Source organism: Paraburkholderia sp. JHI869 (genome assembly GCF_038900775.1).
In the GTDB taxonomy this organism is placed as follows: Bacteria; Pseudomonadota; Gammaproteobacteria; order Burkholderiales; family Burkholderiaceae; genus Paraburkholderia.
Map to the genome: position 1 here is coordinate 39,970 of NZ_JAYMSC010000022.1, position 16,085 is coordinate 56,054.

The following is a 16,085-nucleotide window of genomic DNA, read 5'->3' on the forward strand; positions in this document are numbered from 1 at the left end:
GCGATGTCTTCGCTCGAACAAACGGCGCTGGTCCGCGCAGGCGCTGCCAATGCACTCGAAGGCGGCGACGGCCAGTCTCCTTTCTCCGATATCGACCTGCGCCGCCAACGCACACCCGGATTACCGGGCGTTTGGTACACCGGTTTCGCGGTGGCGGCAGCATGGGTTGCCTTCGGCGCCGTCACGCGCTTGTGGCCGAATCGCATCACCGGTTTTTCCGACTGGGCCTATACCGCGGAGCTTGGCGCGGCCGCCTGGGCGATCGCGGCATGGATCGCGCTCCTCGCCCTCACATTTCCCGCCATCGAACGCGCCAGCGCGCGGCTGCGGCCCGCGCTGCGCGGCCTGAGAAAAGCGGGACCGTGGCTGGTCGCCCTGCCTCTTGCCTTCACGCTCTGGGAGATCCTCACGGCTAAAACCGCGATCCTGCCCACGCCGTTCTTCGCGCCGCCGCAGGCGCTCGTCGAGGTGTATCGCGACGACTGGGCGCGCCTCGCCGATTGCGTGATCCATTCGATCGGTCTGCTCGCCGTCGGCTTTCTCTACGGCGGCGTGGTTGGCTTCCTCGTTGGCGTATCGATCGGCTGGTCGCGCGCCGTGGGCTACTGGGTGCATCCGGTCATGCGCGTGCTAGGCCCCGTGCCCGCCACGGCGCTGCTGCCGCTCGCGTTCTACATTTTCCCGTCGAGCCGCTCGGCCGCCATCTTTCTGATCGCGCTCGCTACCGCGTTTCCCGTCACCGTACTTACATGGTCAGGCGTCGCGAGCGTCAGCAAGGCCTACTACGACGTGGCGCGCACGCTCGGTGCGAGCCAGCGCTTCCTCGTACTGCGCGTCGCGATTCCGGCTGCGCTGCCGCAGGTTTTCGTCGGCCTCTTCATGGGCCTGAGCGCCTCGTTCACCGTGCTTGTGACAGCCGAGATGATGGGCGTGAAGTCGGGCCTCGGCTGGTATCTCACGTGGGCGCAGGGGTGGGCGTCGTACTCGAACATGTACGCGGCGCTGCTCGTGATGGCCGTTCTGTTCTCGGGCCTCATCAGCCTGCTCTTTCTCGTACGCGATCGCACGCTCGTGTGGCAAAAAGGAACCGTCAAATGGTAAATGCCGCTGTGGCCCAAGCCACGCCTTCTCGCGAACCCGTCACCCGGGGCGCGCGCATCACCGTTGAACGCGTGAGCCACCAGTTCGACACGCCCAAGGGCCCGCTCGCGGTGCTCGACGACGTGAGCCTCTCTGTCGCGCCGGGCGAATTCGTCGCGCTGCTCGGGCCGAGTGGCTGCGGAAAGTCCACGCTGCTGCGGCTCGTCGCGGGGCTCGATGCGGCGACACAGGGCAGGCTCCTGCAAGATGGCGCGCCCATCGAGCGGCCCGATCCATCGCGTGTCGTGGTGTTCCAGGACCCGACGCTCTACCCATGGCGCCGCGTGCGCGCGAACGTCGCGCTCGGGCTCGAAGCGCTCGGCGTACATAAACGGGAGCGCGGGCGAGTCGACGTCGAGCTCGAACGCGTCGGCCTCACGGAATTCGCGGACGCGTTTCCGCACCAGCTCTCGGGCGGCATGTCGCAGCGCGTCGCGCTCGCCCGCGCGCTCGTCAACGATCCGCGGCTGCTCGTGCTCGACGAGCCGCTCGGCAAGCTCGACTCGCTCACGCGTCTTTCGATGCAAAGCGAACTCGTGGACCTGTGGCAGCGCGATCGCTTCTCCGCATTGCTCGTCACGCATGACGTGGAAGAGGCGCTCTTTCTCGCGCAGCGCGTGATCGTATTCAGCCCGAGGCCCGCGCGCGTTGCGGCTGAACTGCATGTCGATCTGCCCTATCCTCGCCATCGCGGCGACCCGGCCTTTGCCGCGCTGCGCCGCGACGCCTTGCGTCACCTCGGCCTCGACGCGAGCTGGTAAGCGGTGCGGCGCGTTTCACACGGCGCGCGGCGATGAGCGCGCTGCTCTCCGGCAATGCCTGGGTCAATCCGTTTCTCGGTGCGCTGGAGTCCGCTCAGGTCGCGCTCGGCAGCGCAGCGCACGCACTCGGCATGGCTGGCGACAGCCACGGCCAGCCTGCGTGGCCGTGGACGAAGCGGCTCGCGGTCGAGGTTCTGCTCATCGATGCGGGCGTCGCACGGCAGCTAGCACTTGCGCTTGCCGCCACGAGCGGCGCACTGCTCCTCGCGATCGCGGGCCTCTTCTGGCGCAGGCTGCGCATTGCGCTGCTCGCCGCCGCCGTGCTCGCGGCCTGGTTCGCGCCGTGGCCCGATACCTCGTTATGGCTCGCGGACGCCGTACCCACCAGTTTCCAGACGACGTCGTTCTCAGTCGAAGCCGTCGCGAGGGGCGCGGCGCGCTATGCGCGCGACTGCGCGGCGTGCCACGGCGACACGGGCCGCGGTGACGGCCCGCGTGCCGCCACGCTTGTGCGCTGGCCGCCAACCATCGTCGGCCCATTGCTCGGTCACCGGCTCGACGGCGAGTTGTTCTGGCGCGTGCAGCATGGCATGCATGCGCGCGACGGCACGCAATCCATGCCCGGCTTCAAAGCACGTCTCACCGACGCCGACGCGTGGGCGATTCTCGATTATCTGAAGGTGTTGGCGGCGGGCGGCGGTGTCCAGGACGGCGACGGCTGGCCGGTGCCCGTCGCCCTCCCCGCGCTCGACGTGCGTTGCGGCGACGCGCCTGCCGAGCCGCTGGCCCGCTGGCGCGCCGGCCAGCGCGTACGTGCAGTGGCAATCGACTCACGCGCGCCGCCGCTCGAAGATCCGCGCTGGCAGACGTTGCTGCTGTTCCGCGACGGCGCGTTACCATCGCCGCACGAAACGGCGCGTTGGGCGGCGAACGGCTACGCGTCTTGCGTGGCCGTCTCGCCCGGTGCGTGGAATGTGTTCGCGGGCATAGCCGGCGTGAGCACTCAGCGCTTCGCGGGCTCACAGTTGATCGCGGATCGCGACGGCTGGTTGCGAGCCGAAGCGAAACCCGGTGACCCCGCATGGGCCGACGCCACGTTGCTTTGCGCAGCAGGCGGCGGCCGTGCCGAAGGCGTCGACCGCAGCAGGACCGACCCGCTCACATCGCTACTGCTGCGCATCGACGCTCAGCCGGTGCGTTACGTCAAGGGCGGCTACGTCCATTGAATGCGGTGCGAGCAATCAACCTTTGCCCACGCGATAGAAGCTCGGCGGCACAGTGCCGTTCACGGCGTACGCGCCGACTTGCCGCTCACGATACACGCGCGGGTTATGTGACGAAATGGTGCGCGCGTTGCGCCAATAGCGATCGAGCCCTTCCGTGCGAAGCGTGGCCGATGCCCCGAGCGCGTCGAACAGATCCGTGCTCGCGTCGAGCACGAGCCGCGTGATCACCGAAACAGACTGATCCACTTCGACGTGTGCTTCGGTGTGCGCCTGGGTGAGCGCATCCTGACGCGACACTCCGCTCGTGGCCGCATCCTGATGTGCTTCGTAGCTGCGCTGGATCGCCTTCGCAGCCTGCAACGTCACGGCGCGCGCGGCATAGGCGGCGCTGTGCAGCCGGCCTACGACCTGGAGAATCTGCGGATCGTCCGCGACGCGATCTGCATTGCCGTGGCTGTAGACGCGATCGCGTTGGCGCACGCGGCGCGCGACGTCGTCGGCAAGCGCGCGGCCAATGCCGGCCAGCGACGCCAGATGAACGAGCTGATAGAACGGCACCGCGTAGGGAAACCGCGTGGAAGACGGACGGATCCATTCGGGTTCGACCGCGACATCCACGAAGGTCGCCGTGCCGCTTGCCGTGAGCGCCTGGCCGAAGCCGTCCCAATCGTCGATCACTTCAACGCCTCGCGCCGTGCGCGGCACCTGAAGATAAACGGTGTCGTCGCCGTCTTGCGCGGCAACGGCTACCCAGTCGGCGAACAGCGAACCCGTGGTGTAGAACTTGCGGCCGTTCAGGCGAATGCCTTGCGGCGTGCGCGTGAGATGCGTGGCAAACGTGCCGACCCTGGCGCTACCCGCTTCGGAAAGACCAGCGCCAATCAAGTCGCCCGCAGCGAGCTTGTTTAGCCAATGCGCTTGCCATTCGGCTTCGTGCGCGGTGAGCACGTCTTCGACAAAGCCGAGATGCGCACGAACCGCGTTGACCACATTCGTATCGGCGGCGCCAAGTTCGATAAGCAATCCAAACACTTCAGGCAGCGTCGCGCCCACGCCGCCCTGCTCGCGCGGCAGGCGCAGCCGCGTGAAGCCTGCGTCGCGCAGCCACCTGATCTCGTCATGCGGCAAGCGGTGAGCGAGATCCCGTTCAACGGCGCTCGCGCGAATGCGCGCGAAGATCGGGCGCCAGTCCCGCGCGAGCGTTTCGTAGCGCTCGCTCGGGGGTGCGCCCCATGCGGCGTGGGGTTCAAAGCCGATATCAGCGCTCGTTGCATTCTCAGACGTGTTTTGGGACATAGTGCGAATTCCGGTTGAGTCAGGCTATGTGACGAAGTCAGGCAGCCGGATAGCTGCCGCGAGCGGGGCGCTTGAGCCCAAGGTGATCGCGCAAGGTGCGGCCTTCGTACTCGCTGCGGAAAAGGCCGCGCCGCCGCAGTTCGGGCAGTACGAGTTCGACAAAATCGGCGAGGCCGCCCGGGAAGTAAGGCGCCATGATGTTGAAGCCATCGGCGCCGCCTTCCTCGAACCATTGCTGCAACTGATCGGCAATGCTTTGGGGTGTGCCGATCACCTGCTGGTGGCCCCGCGCACCGGCTATGCGCAAATACAGTTCACGAATCGTGAGCTTGTCGCGGCGGGCGAGATCCACGAGCAGATGCTGGCGGCTTTTCGGTCCATTGGTTTCGGGAAGTTCGGGGATCGGACCGTCGACGTCATAGCCCGAGAGATCCACCCCGCCAATCACGCTGGAAAGTAGTGCCACGCCAACCACAGGGTCGACGAGCGACTGAAGTTGTTCGAACTTTTCTTCGGCTTGCGCCTGCGTGCGCCCGACGACGGGAAATATACCCGGCATGATTTTCACGTCGTCGGGGTCGCGTCCATAGCGCGGCAGGCGGCCTTTAATGTCGGCGTAGAACGCCTTGGCTTCGTCGAACGTCTGATGCGCAACGAAGATCACCTCAGCCGTTCGCGCCGCAAGCTCACGGCCCGCTTCCGATGCACCCGCCTGAACGACAACGGGTCGCCCCTGCGGCGAGCGTGAAACGTTGAGCGGCCCGCGCACCTTGAAAAAGTCGCCGCGATGATTGAGCACATGCAGCTTCGCCGTATCGAGGTAGATGCCGCTCGCCTTGTCGCGCGGAAACGCGTCGTCGTCCCACGAATCCCAAAGACCGAGGACGACATCGTGAAACTCCGCCGCGCGCTGATAACGGCTGGCGTGATCCGGCAACTCCTCGAAGTTGAAGTTGTGCGCTTCGGAGGTGCTGCTCGACGTGACGAGATTCCAGCCCGCACGACCGCCCGAAATCTGGTCGAGCGAAGCGAACTTCCGCGCGACGTTAAAGGGCTCGTGAAACGAGGTGGAGACGGTCGCGATCAGGCCGATGCGCTCAGTGACGGCAGCGAGTGCAGAAAGGAGCGTGACCGGCTCGAAAAACTCGCTGCGAGCCGTGCGCGCAAGCGACCCAAGGTGAGTGCTGCGCACTCCCGAAGAATCCGCGAAAAAGATGGCATCGAATTTCGCCGCCTCGGCAAGCTGGGCCAGCTCGACATAATGGCGGAAGTTGCTGCCGGCGTTTTCCTGTGCGCCGGGATGGCGCCAGCCGGCAATATGGTGGCCGGTCTGCATCAGAAATGCGCCGAGGCGCAACTGTCGTGAGGGATTGCTCATGTGCGTATGCGCCTGTGGCTCGAACGGTCGAACATCGATTCTTCTGCCTCGACGCAGGCCATTCAACCAAGATATTGGAATATTCATATGGGCGTCGTCAGCATGACGGCATGACGAATTCGCTTGCGTGACCAGTCCCGGCCGCGTGAATAAACATAAGCAACCCAAAACAAATGCGTTAGCCGTGGGGGGGCTCACTTCTATACTCGTCGCATCGAGTGGCCGCGCACACGCACGGCTTCCTCTTTCCTCGCGCCAATCCTCAGGACATCTCCATGACGACCTCGAATCAACGCACCGCCGACCATGCGATCGATCGACAATTCCTCGACCGCTGGTCGCCCCGGGCCTTCACTGACGATACGCTGCCCGAAACCACGCTCCTCACGTTTCTCGAAGCCGCGCGCTGGGCGCCGTCTTCGTACAACTCCCAGCCGTGGCGTTTTGTCTATGCGCGCCGGGGCACCGCACACTGGTCGCGCTTCCTCGGTTTCCTGAACGAATTCAACCGCGGTTGGGCCCAACATGCCGCCGCCATCGTGATCGTCCTCTCCAGGAAAACCTTCGTTCCGCCGGGCGCAAAGGATCCGGTCGCCTCGCCCTCGCATTCGTTCGACAGCGGCGCCGCATGGGCGCAACTTGGGCTTCAGGCCAGCCTTTCCGGCTGGAAGGCGCACGGGCTGGCAGGTATCGAGCGCGAGCGGATACGCACGGAACTCGCCATACCGGACGACTATGCCATCGAAGCGGCTCTTGCGATCGGCCGCGCGGGTGACCCTGCGCAGTTGAGCGAGGCGCTGCGCGCCCGCGAGCTGCCGAACGGACGTCTGCCGCTGGCCGCAATTTCGGCAGAAGGCGCATTCGCATTCGCCGAATGACGGGTGAGAGGACCGAATGAACATCCATTATCAAAGCTTCCTGCTCGTCTCTGCAGCGTGGTTGCTGGGCCGCTTGCCCGAAGCCCGGCCCGGCGCCTGATCCACGTGCGGAGCCGCATCCCGATCGGCGCGCAATTGCGCGCCGATTGCTGTTTTTCTTCGTAGCGTGTCCGTGGATACGTCATATCCGTCGTTATATTCCACCAGAGCATATGCATAGCGAATGTGCCTGTTTGGCAGTCACATTCGCCGCCAGTAGAATCCGGCGACTCACCATTTGATGCCGCAAACGAAACTCTCATCGCGAACATTCCAACCATGAAAGCCATCCGCTCCGCTCTATTTGCCGCTCTCCTGTCGGTCGTTGCCGCGGCACCGGCCCTCGCTGCCGACGAACTCGCACAGGTCAAGTCGTCCGGCGTGTTCCGTGTCGGCACCGAAGGCACCTACGCGCCGTTCACCTACCACGACGAAACGGGCAAGCTGACCGGCTTCGACGTCGATATCGCCACGGCAATCGCACAGCGGCTTGGCGTCAAGCCGCAGTTCATCGAAGGCAAGTGGGATGGCCTGATCGCCGGTCTCGACGTCAATCGCTACGACGCCGTGATCAACGAGGTTTCGATCACCGACGCACGCAAGGTCAAGTATGACTTTTCGACGCCGTATATTTCGACGCATGCCGTCCTGATCGTGCGCTCGGAAAACACGAACATCCATTCCTTCGACGACCTGAAGGGCAAGAAGTCGGCCAACACGCTGACCAGCAATTTCGGCAAGCTCGCGGCGTCGCATGGTGCTGACGTCGTGCCGGTTCAGGGTTTCAACGAATCGATCGACCTGCTGACATCGGGCCGCGTCGACGCGACCGTCAACGACTCGCTCTCGTTCCTCGACTTCCAGAAGCACAAGCCGGACGCGAAGCTCAAGATCGCCGCCATCGACGCGTCCTCCGCCGACGATCAGTCGGGCGTGCTGCTGCGCAAGGGCAACCCCGAACTGGTCGCAGCCGTCAACAAGGCGCTCGCCGACATCAAGGCCGACGGCACCTACGCGAAAATCTCGCAGAAGTATTTCGGCAAAGACGTTTCACAATAAGGCGGACTGAACGATGCCGGCATGGCTGCATTTGATGGCGCAATCGTTGTGGCCACTGCTGTACGCGGGACTGGTCTTTACGGTCCCGCTCACGCTGGCTTCGTTTGCGATCGGCATGTTGGTCGCTTTTTTCGCGGCACTCGTTCGCCTCTTCGGGCAACGCTGGGCCGTCGCGGCCGTGCGTTTCTATATCTGGCTCTTTCGCGGCTCGCCGCTGCTCGTACAGCTGTTCGTCATCTTCTACGGCTTGCCCAACGTGGGAATCGTGTTCGATCCGTTGACCGCGGCCATCATCGGCTTTTCGCTCAACGTCGGCGCCTATAACGCGGAGGTCATTCGCGGCGTGATCGAATCGATACCGCGCGGACAGTGGGAAGCCGCCTATTCGATGAACATGACGCGCGCGCAGGCGCTGCGCCGCGTCATCCTGCCGCAAGCGACCCGCGTGGCATTGCCCGCGCTCTCGAACTCGTTCATCTCGCTCGTCAAGGACACGTCCCTCGCGGCCGTGTTGACGGTGCCGGAAATCTTCCAGGCCGCACAACGCATCGCCGCCGTGACATACGAACCTCTGATTCTCTATACCGAGGCCGCGCTGATCTATCTCGTGTTCAGCTCCGTGCTCTCGCAGGCTCAAGGGCGCCTCGAGACGCGCTATGGCCGTCATGCCTTGTTCACGGCGGGACGCTGATGATCCAGATTGAAAAGGTCCACAAGTCGTTCGGTGACCACGAGGTGCTCGCGGCCATCGACCTGACGCTCAAAGCCGGCAGCGTGACCGCGCTCATCGGACCGTCGGGCAGTGGCAAAAGCACGCTGCTTCGCTGCATCAACCTGCTCGAAGTGCCCGACTCCGGCACGCTGAGCGTGGGCGACGCCCGCGTCGAATTCGGCCGGGGCCGGCAGCTTTCTCACGCCAAAATCGCATCGGTGCGCCGCCATACCGGCATGGTGTTCCAGAACTTCCAGTTGTTCCCCCACCTGAGCGCCATCGAGAACGTGATGGAAGGCCTCGTCACGGTCCTGAAATGGGAAAAGGAACGGGCCCGCGAGCGTGCCGCCGCGCTGCTCGCCAAAGTGGGCATTGCCCAGAAGGCCGATGCGTGGCCTTCCACGCTCTCGGGTGGTCAACAGCAACGCGTGGCGATTGCGCGCGCGCTTGCGCCCTCGCCCCAGGTGTTGCTCTGCGACGAGCCGACTTCGGCGCTCGACCCCGAACTCTCCGCCGAGGTGGTCGACGTGCTGAGGCAGCTCGCGCTGGAGGGCACGACCATGCTGATGGCAACGCACGACCTGCGGCTCGCGGCTTCCGTGGCGCACGACGCTGTTTTCCTCAAGGATGGGGCGATCGTCGAAGCTGGCCCGTCACGTGAACTCTTCGCGCGTCCACGCGATGCGCGTACGGCACGCTTCGTGTCCACGCTCACGCAGGCGCTGCCCTCGTTCTGAACGCCCGTAAGAAGCGCCGTGGCCGCGGCGCGCTCAACCGGCTCAATGCACCTTGGGAAAGCCGTGCCGCTCGGCAAGCAGCGCGAGAATCCGGTTCGTGTCGGTCACGAAGTGACGGCCATTCAAAGTCGGCACGCCCTCGGGAACCGGATGCTCGTCGCCCAGCACGAGCACGGGCAAGCCCTGATGCGCTTCGTCGAGCACTTCGATCACAGCCGCCCGCGGGCGCGCGAACGGCAAGCGTTTCACATCGAGGGCTGCGACGCGCTCGGGGTCGCTCGCGAGCAGTCCTTCTATCGGCGCGCCGTGCGGACAGATGAAACGCTCGCCAGGGCACGCGGGATCGGTGAAGCCAGGTTCCAGCATCAGCAGCAAGTCTCGACTCATGGTGGATCAACGCTCCGCTCTTGAATAAGGACACCCGACGATTGTCGGTCTCGACGGCCAGCGCTGCCACGAATGATTCGATCCAACAATATTCGAGCCGATGCTAAGCGCCGTTCGCCTCGTGCGTGCTCGCGCGCCCGCAGTCAGTCGAGGCCAAACAGCGCTGCGCTCGTGATCGTTGCCCTCAAAAGAAGCGGTTCTCCGGCCTCGGCAAGCCGAGATGCTCGCGCAACGTACTGCCCTCGTACTCGCGACGGAAAATGCCGCGCCGCTTCAACTCGGGTACGACCTTCTCCACGAAGTCGTCGAGGCCTGCGGGAAGATACGGAAACATCACGTTGAAGCCATCGCTGCCTGCTTCCACCAGCCATTGCTCCATCTCGTCCGCGATCGAGCACGGCGTGCCGACCATCTGCAGGCCCGAGTAACCACCCACGCGCTGCGCGAGCTGCCGAATCGTCAAGCCCTCGTCGCGGGCCCAGTCCACCACGCGCTGCCGCGCCGAGCGGCTCGCGTTGCTCTCAGGAATCTCAGGCAGTGGACCATCGGGGTCGAAGCCGGACACGTCGTGACCGAGCGCGATGGATAGCGAGGCAATTCCGCTGTCGTAGTGCACAAAGCTGTCGAGGCGCTCGCGCTTTTCACGCGCTTCATCGAGCGACTCGCCAACCACGACGAAGGCGCCCGGCAGGATCTTCAGGTGATCGGGATCGCGCCCAAGCCTTTCCATACGCGCCTTCACGTCGGCGTAAAACCGCTTGCCGGCTTCGAGATTCGGCTGCGCGGTGAAGACGGCCTCGGCCGTTTCGGCCGCGAGCTGGCGCCCCGCCTCCGACGAACCCGCCTGCACCACCACCGGCCAGCCCTGCGGTGGTCGCGCGATATTGAGCGGGCCGCGTACGGAATAGTAGTCACCCTTGTGCGCAAGCACATGGAGCTTCGCCGGATCGAAGTACTCGCCGCTCGTCACGTCGCGCACGAAAGCGTCGTCGGCCCAGCTGTCCCAGAGCCCCGTCACGACGTCGAAGAATTCGCGTGCGCGGCGATAACGTTCGTCGTGCTCCACGTGTTCTTCGAGGCCAAAATTGAGTGCCGCGTCCGGATTCGAGGTCGTCACCAGATTCCAGCCCGCGCGGCCGCCGCTCAAATGGTCCAGCGAAGCAAAGCGGCGCGCGACATGGTACGGCGTGTCGAACGTCGTCGAGGCCGTCGCGATGAGCCCGATTTTTTCCGTCACTGCAGTGAGCGCCGAGAGCAACGTGAAAGGCTCGAACGAGGTTGCGGTTTGCCCGCGCTTAAGCGCGTTGATCGGCATGTTTAGCACGGCCAGGTGGTCGGCGATGAAAAACGCGTCGAAACGCGCGCGCTCGAGCGTCTGAGCAAAGCGCTTCAGATGAGCGAAGTTGAAATTCGCATCGGGATACGCACCAGGGAAACGCCATGCCCCCGTGTGCAGGCTGACGGGGCGCATGAATGCGCCGAGATGCAACTGTCGAATACGGTTCATGGTTTTGGCTGCCGGAAAACAATAGCTACACCATACTCCCGATAGGCGAAGATCGCTGACGGACGCGAGCACTGCAACGACTTTTCCGGTGCGAGTTCGATGTCACAACGAATGCGACGACACGTTTTCCACGTGAGGGATCGTTCAAGTGCGTATGCGCCCGTGGTTCGAACGGTTCGAACCTCGATTCTTCTGCATCGACGTAGGCCATTCAACCAGGATATTGGCATATTCATATGGCCGTCGACAGCATGACGGCATGACGAATTCGCCTTTCATACCATCCATGGCCGATATGCAATTCGCGAATCGATATTGGCCGCGTCTCGACGCCGCAACCATAATCGCATGGAGCGGCTCGCGCCGCACACGCGCGCTAGCTCCGGCATGAACCGCGCCCTCTCAACCGTATCTGGACCGCTGCAGCCGCGCACGCTTGAGCAGCACTCGACACCCCTCGCGTCCGCGCCCGCATGCAGGAGGTAACGTCTTGAGTACTACTCTGGAACACCACGCACCGCGGGTTACGCCCTCGCAACTCGCGACTGCACCGCTTCTCACCGAGTCGCTGCTCGAACGAATCAGTGCTCGAGCGGCGCAATACGACCGCGAGAACGCCTTCTTCGCGGACGATCTGGCGGATCTCCAAACTGCGGGTTTCCTGCGTGCGAGCGTGCCCCGCGAGTTCGGCGGTCTCGGCTTAACATTGCCGGAATTGCTGCGCGAGCAGATCAGACTCGCGTATCACGCGCCGGCGACGGCACTCGCCCTCAACATGCATCTCTACTGGGCAGGCGCGGCCCTGCATTTGTGGCGGCGCGGCGATCATTCGGCCGACTGGATCTTGGGCGAGATCGGCGCCGGCAAGGTGTTCGCCGCCGGCCACGGCGAGCCCGGCAACGACGCGGGACTCGCGGACTCGACCGTGCGTGCGACGCCCCTGGCCGGTGGTGCATGGCGCTTCGATGGCCACAAGATCTTCACGTCTCTTGCGCCCGCATGGGACTGGCTCGGCGTGCACGGCCGCGACGACAGCGATCCCGCGAATCCCCGCATCGTGCACGCATTCATTCGCCGGGATGCGAACGGCCATCGCACCGAGCCCACGTGGGACGCGCTCGGTTTGCGCGCGACGCGCAGCGACGACACATGGCTCGAAGGCGCGGTCGCCCAGCCGGAACATGTCACGCGCGTGCTGCCCGCGGGGCCGCCCGACGATCCGTTCGTGGACGGTATTCTCGGCGCAGTGCTGCCAGGCCTCGGCGCAGTCTATTTCGGCATCGCGAAGCGCGCCTTCGATCTCGCGCTGGAGGCAGCACAAACGCGTCGCTCGCTCGTGCTGGGCGGCCGCCCATACGCATTCAAGCCGCTCACGCAGGCACACGTCGCGCAAGCCGCCATCGATCTGGAGAGCATCGATGCGCTGCTCGAGCGCACCGCACAGCGCTGGTGGGACGGCTATGCGCCGGGCGAACCGTGGCTCGCGCAACTGCTTGCAGCCAAACAACATGCTGTGGATGGCGCGCTGCGCGTCGTCAATCTCGCTCTGCAGGTAGCCGGCGCGGGTTCCCTCTCGCGTCGCCAGGAACTCGAGCGGCTCTTTCGCGACGTGCGAGCCGGCGCCTTCCATCCGCCTAACGCCGACGCGACGCATGAGCTGATCGGGCAGCTATGGCTGGGCGTGCCCGGTCTATCGTGAGTCGCGCCTTTCCCCACTTCCGCCACTGGAGGCACAATGAGTATTGATCGCAGGACTTTCCTGCAACTTTCCGCCAGTCTGTTCGCGAGCGGCGCCAGCATGCCGCTCGCGGCGCGCGCACAGACTGGCGCCACGTCCGCCGCTCCGGTGACAGGCGGCACGCTCACCTACGCGGTCCAGCAGGAGCCTCCCGGCCTCGTCTCGCTGCTCGACACCAACACGGTGATCCGCAACATCAGCGCGAAAATTTCGGAAGGACTGCTGCGCTATGACGCGCAGTTCCGGGCCCAGCCGCTGCTCGCGGTGCGCTGGTCCGTGAGCGGCGACGGCCTGCGCTATACGTTCTCGCTGCGTCCCGACGTGCGGTGGCACGACGGCCAGCCGTTCACCTCGAACGACGTGCGTTTTTCCGTGCTCACGCAAAAGCGGCTCGGCCCGCGTGGACGCATCACGCTCGCGAACGTCGCGCGGGTGGAGACGCCCGACCCGCTCACCGCCGTGATCGTGCTCGACAGGCCTACGCCGTATCTGCTCAAGGCCCTCGCGTCGGCCGAGTTACCGATCGTGCCGCAGCATCGCTACGGCGACGGTGACCCCACGACGAGCCCGAACGTGCTCGCGCCCATCGGCACAGGTCCTTTCGTGTTCGACAAATGGGTGCGCGGCACGTACGTGAGCCTCAAGCGCAACCCCGACTACTGGCGCAAAGGCGCGCCGTATCTCGATCATGTGGTGTATCGCATCACGCCCGATCAAGGCGCGATTTCGGCCGCGCTCGAAACGGGTGAGGTGGACGCGGCGACGAATGTCGCGCTCGCGGACCTGCCACGGCTCGCGAATTTGCCACATCTGCGGGTGGACGACAGCTACGACGCGTATCTCAACAACGCCGCATTCCTCGAATTCAATCTCGACAACCCGGTGTTCGCGAACGCCGACGTGCGCCGCGCTGTCGCGCACGCCGTCGATCGCAACTTCCTGCGCGACCATGTGTTTTTTGGCCGCTCGCAGGTGGTCAATTCGCCCGTGCCGCCCGTGCTCGCCGACTACTACGACGACAGCACATTTGCCTATCCATACGATGTCGCGAAGGCCCACGCCCTGCTCGACGCCGCAGGTCACAAGCGCGGCGCGGATGGGCAGCGCTTCCCGGTGAAGATCACCTACCTCACGGGCAGCGATTTCCGGCGCAGCGCCGACTACCTGCGAGCGGCGCTGTCGCGCGTAGGCATCAAGGCGACGATTCTCGACGGCGATCTACCCACGTATCTGCGCCGCGCTTATACGGCGCGCGACTTCGATCTCAACATCAACGGGCTCGGGCGACTCTATGACCCGACCGTGGGTGTCCAGCGCATCTATTGGGGCGACGGCGTGAGCCATCCGCTCATCTGGATCAACGCGTCGCATTACCAGAATCCGCAGGTCGACGCGCTTTTCAGGACGGCGGCCGTCGAACAGGACGACGCACGACGCGCCGCGAATTTCAGGCAGATCCAGCAGATCGTCGGACGCGATTTGCCCGTGTTCCCGCTCGTGACCGTACCCTCCGCGGTGCAGGTCTACAACCGGCGCGTGCACGACCTCAACAACAGCATCGATCTCACCGCGGGCGACCTGTCCGACGCGTGGATCGCACCGGCCTGAGCCGACTTAACCGCGAGGACAACCCCATCATGAGCACGGCCGCCCTGCCTGGCATCGAGAACGGAATCGACAACGACACCGCAAGCGCGCTGGATGCGCTCACCTTCGCCAGTGCTGGCGAACAGGCCCGCGCCCTCGCCGAGGGCCGCGTGAGCGCCACCGCGTTGCTCGAACACAGCCTCGCGCGTATCGACCGCTTCGACGGCGCGATCAACGCCGTCGTGGTGCACGACGACGATCGTGCCCGCGCCGACGCCCGCGCCGCGGATGCCGCGCTCGCGCGCGGCGAGCGCAAGCCGCTCCTCGGCGTCCCCGTCACCGTGAAAGAATCGTTCGACGTACAGGGGATCGTCACGACGGTCGGCAAGCCCGAATTGACGCAGAACCGCGCCCGGCGTGACTCGCCCGTAGTCGCGGCGCTGCGCGAAGCGGGCGCGGTGGTGATCGGCAAGACCAACGTGCCGCTCGGCCTCACCGACCTGCAAAGCTATAACGCCGTACACGGCAGCACCAGCAATCCCTGGGATCTCGCGCGCACGCCCGGCGGCTCGTCGGGTGGCGGTGCGGCCGCCGTCGCGGCGGGTTATGTCGCGCTCGAAGTCGGCTCGGACATCGGCGGCTCCATTCGTATCCCGGCGCATTTCACGGGCGTTTATGGGCACAAGGCGAGCTATGGTCTGATCGCCACGCTCGGTTCGGGTCTGCCGCCGGGCCGCCGCGCGCCGCGCGATCTCGGCGTGGCCGGACCACTTGCGCGCTCTGCTGCCGATCTCGATCTCGCGCTCGGCCTGCTGCTCAACCGCGACCCGGAGTTAAACAAGGCGTGGCGCGTTGCGCTGCCGCCGCCGCGTCACTCGCGGCTTGCCGATTTCCGCGTGCTCGTGATCGATCGGTGGCCGGGCGTCGAGCCGAGCGAGTCGGAGCGGCTCGTTGCCGGGCGCGTGACCGAGCGCTTGCTCGCGCACGGCGTGAGAATCCAGCGTCCCGCCGATCTGCCCGAAGGCCTGCTGCCCGAACTGCGCGCCTCGCATACGCTGTATCGGACGCTGCTCGGTTCATCGACCGTGCAGCCGTTACCCGACAAGACCACGCAAGGCCGCCTCGCCGCGCTCACGCCCGACGACGACAGCCACGAAGCCGCCACGCTGCGCGCGCCTTCGATCTCGCATCGTGACTGGCTTGTCGCCAACGAGCGCCGCTTCGTGCTGCGGGCACAATGGGAAGCGCTCTTCGAAGCGTTCGACGTCGTCGTCACGCCTGTCGCGCCTACCCCCGCTTTCCGTCACGATCACAGCGAGCCAAAGGACCAGCGCGAATTTCCGGTGGCGTTTGCGGACGGCGTGCGTAATTTGCGCTTTAGCGACCTGTTCTATTGGGCCGGTTTACCGGTGCTGCCCGGCCTGCCCGCGACGAGCTTTCCGCTCGGCCTCGACCACGATGGACTACCGGTCGGCGCGCAGGCGCTCGGACCATGGCTGGAAGATCGCACGCCAATCGCGTTCGCCCGCTTGCTTGAGGAAGCGTACGGCGGGTTTCAGGCACCGCCTGGATATGGCTCGTGACACTGAGCGATCGGAAATAAAAAATGCCCGCCGCGTTTCGTGCGGCGGGCAACTCCA

General features: G+C 65.1%; 14 protein-coding genes. 10 read left to right on the top strand and 4 right to left on the bottom strand.

What is annotated here, in order from left to right:
• The first annotated feature begins 3 nt into the window (after positions 1 to 3).
• Genes VSR72_RS29955 through VSR72_RS29965 form a run of 3 tightly spaced genes read left to right on the top strand, consistent with a single transcriptional unit; the run spans position 4 to position 3,127 of the window.
• Positions 4 to 1,101 carry an ABC transporter permease subunit gene (locus tag VSR72_RS29955; RefSeq protein ID WP_342955897.1) on the top strand — a complete coding sequence of 366 codons (1,098 nt, stop codon included), beginning with the start codon at positions 4 to 6 and terminating at the stop codon, positions 1,099 to 1,101.
• Positions 1,095 to 1,901 (top strand): ABC transporter ATP-binding protein, encoded by an 807-nt coding sequence (locus VSR72_RS29960; RefSeq protein ID WP_342955898.1) that lies wholly within the window; start codon positions 1,095 to 1,097, stop codon positions 1,899 to 1,901. The genes VSR72_RS29955 and VSR72_RS29960 overlap by 7 nt, the downstream gene beginning before the upstream one ends.
• Positions 1,902 to 1,933: 32 nt before the next feature.
• The gene (locus VSR72_RS29965; protein WP_342955899.1) at positions 1,934 to 3,127 is read left to right on the top strand and encodes a cytochrome c; all 1,194 of its coding nucleotides are present in this window, start codon (positions 1,934 to 1,936) and stop codon (positions 3,125 to 3,127) included.
• 15 nt (positions 3,128 to 3,142) lie between these two features.
• Here the strand turns inward: VSR72_RS29965 and VSR72_RS29970 are convergent, their stop codons facing one another.
• Both VSR72_RS29970 and VSR72_RS29975 read right to left on the bottom strand, forming a co-directional pair.
• Positions 3,143 to 4,423 (bottom strand): acyl-CoA dehydrogenase family protein, encoded by a 1,281-nt coding sequence (locus VSR72_RS29970; protein WP_342955900.1) that lies wholly within the window; start codon positions 4,421 to 4,423, stop codon positions 3,143 to 3,145.
• 37 nt (positions 4,424 to 4,460) lie between these two features.
• Positions 4,461 to 5,801 (bottom strand): LLM class flavin-dependent oxidoreductase, encoded by a 1,341-nt coding sequence (locus tag VSR72_RS29975; protein WP_342955901.1) that lies wholly within the window; start codon positions 5,799 to 5,801, stop codon positions 4,461 to 4,463.
• A 275-nt stretch (positions 5,802 to 6,076) separates the two neighbouring features.
• On the opposite strand from VSR72_RS29975, the gene VSR72_RS29980 reads away from it, so the two are divergent.
• From VSR72_RS29980 to VSR72_RS29995, 4 genes are all read left to right on the top strand, one after another.
• On the top strand, positions 6,077 to 6,679 hold the full coding sequence (locus VSR72_RS29980; RefSeq protein ID WP_342955902.1) for a nitroreductase family protein: 603 nt from the start codon (positions 6,077 to 6,079) through the stop codon (positions 6,677 to 6,679).
• A gap of 318 nt (positions 6,680 to 6,997) precedes the next feature.
• The gene (locus VSR72_RS29985) at positions 6,998 to 7,777 is read left to right on the top strand and encodes an amino acid ABC transporter substrate-binding protein (RefSeq protein ID WP_342955903.1); all 780 of its coding nucleotides are present in this window, start codon (positions 6,998 to 7,000) and stop codon (positions 7,775 to 7,777) included.
• A 13-nt stretch (positions 7,778 to 7,790) separates the two neighbouring features.
• Positions 7,791 to 8,468 (top strand): amino acid ABC transporter permease, encoded by a 678-nt coding sequence (locus VSR72_RS29990; RefSeq protein ID WP_342955904.1) that lies wholly within the window; start codon positions 7,791 to 7,793, stop codon positions 8,466 to 8,468.
• The gene (locus tag VSR72_RS29995) at positions 8,468 to 9,226 is read left to right on the top strand and encodes an amino acid ABC transporter ATP-binding protein (protein ID WP_342955905.1); all 759 of its coding nucleotides are present in this window, start codon (positions 8,468 to 8,470) and stop codon (positions 9,224 to 9,226) included. The genes VSR72_RS29990 and VSR72_RS29995 overlap by 1 nt, the downstream gene beginning before the upstream one ends.
• 42 nt (positions 9,227 to 9,268) lie before the next feature.
• Here the strand turns inward: VSR72_RS29995 and VSR72_RS30000 are convergent, their stop codons facing one another.
• The gene (locus tag VSR72_RS30000; RefSeq protein WP_342955906.1) at positions 9,269 to 9,613 is read right to left on the bottom strand and encodes a DUF3088 domain-containing protein; all 345 of its coding nucleotides are present in this window, start codon (positions 9,611 to 9,613) and stop codon (positions 9,269 to 9,271) included.
• Positions 9,614 to 9,797: 184 nt separating this feature from the next.
• A complete protein-coding gene (locus VSR72_RS30005; RefSeq protein WP_342955907.1) occupies positions 9,798 to 11,120 on the bottom strand; it encodes an LLM class flavin-dependent oxidoreductase in 1,323 nt (440 codons plus the stop codon).
• A gap of 490 nt (positions 11,121 to 11,610) precedes the next feature.
• Here VSR72_RS30005 and VSR72_RS30010 point away from each other — a divergent pair, with 490 nt between their 5' ends.
• The 3 genes from VSR72_RS30010 to VSR72_RS30020 are packed head-to-tail and all read left to right on the top strand — an operon-like array spanning position 11,611 to position 16,028.
• Complete coding sequence (locus VSR72_RS30010) at positions 11,611 to 12,819, top strand: acyl-CoA dehydrogenase family protein (RefSeq protein ID WP_342955908.1); 1,209 nt, start codon at positions 11,611 to 11,613, stop codon at positions 12,817 to 12,819.
• 36 nt (positions 12,820 to 12,855) lie between these two features.
• Complete coding sequence (locus VSR72_RS30015; RefSeq protein WP_342955909.1) at positions 12,856 to 14,466, top strand: ABC transporter substrate-binding protein; 1,611 nt, start codon at positions 12,856 to 12,858, stop codon at positions 14,464 to 14,466.
• A 29-nt stretch (positions 14,467 to 14,495) separates the two neighbouring features.
• Positions 14,496 to 16,028 carry an amidase gene (locus VSR72_RS30020; RefSeq protein WP_342955910.1) on the top strand — a complete coding sequence of 511 codons (1,533 nt, stop codon included), beginning with the start codon at positions 14,496 to 14,498 and terminating at the stop codon, positions 16,026 to 16,028.
• Positions 16,029 to 16,085 lie beyond the last annotated feature (57 nt).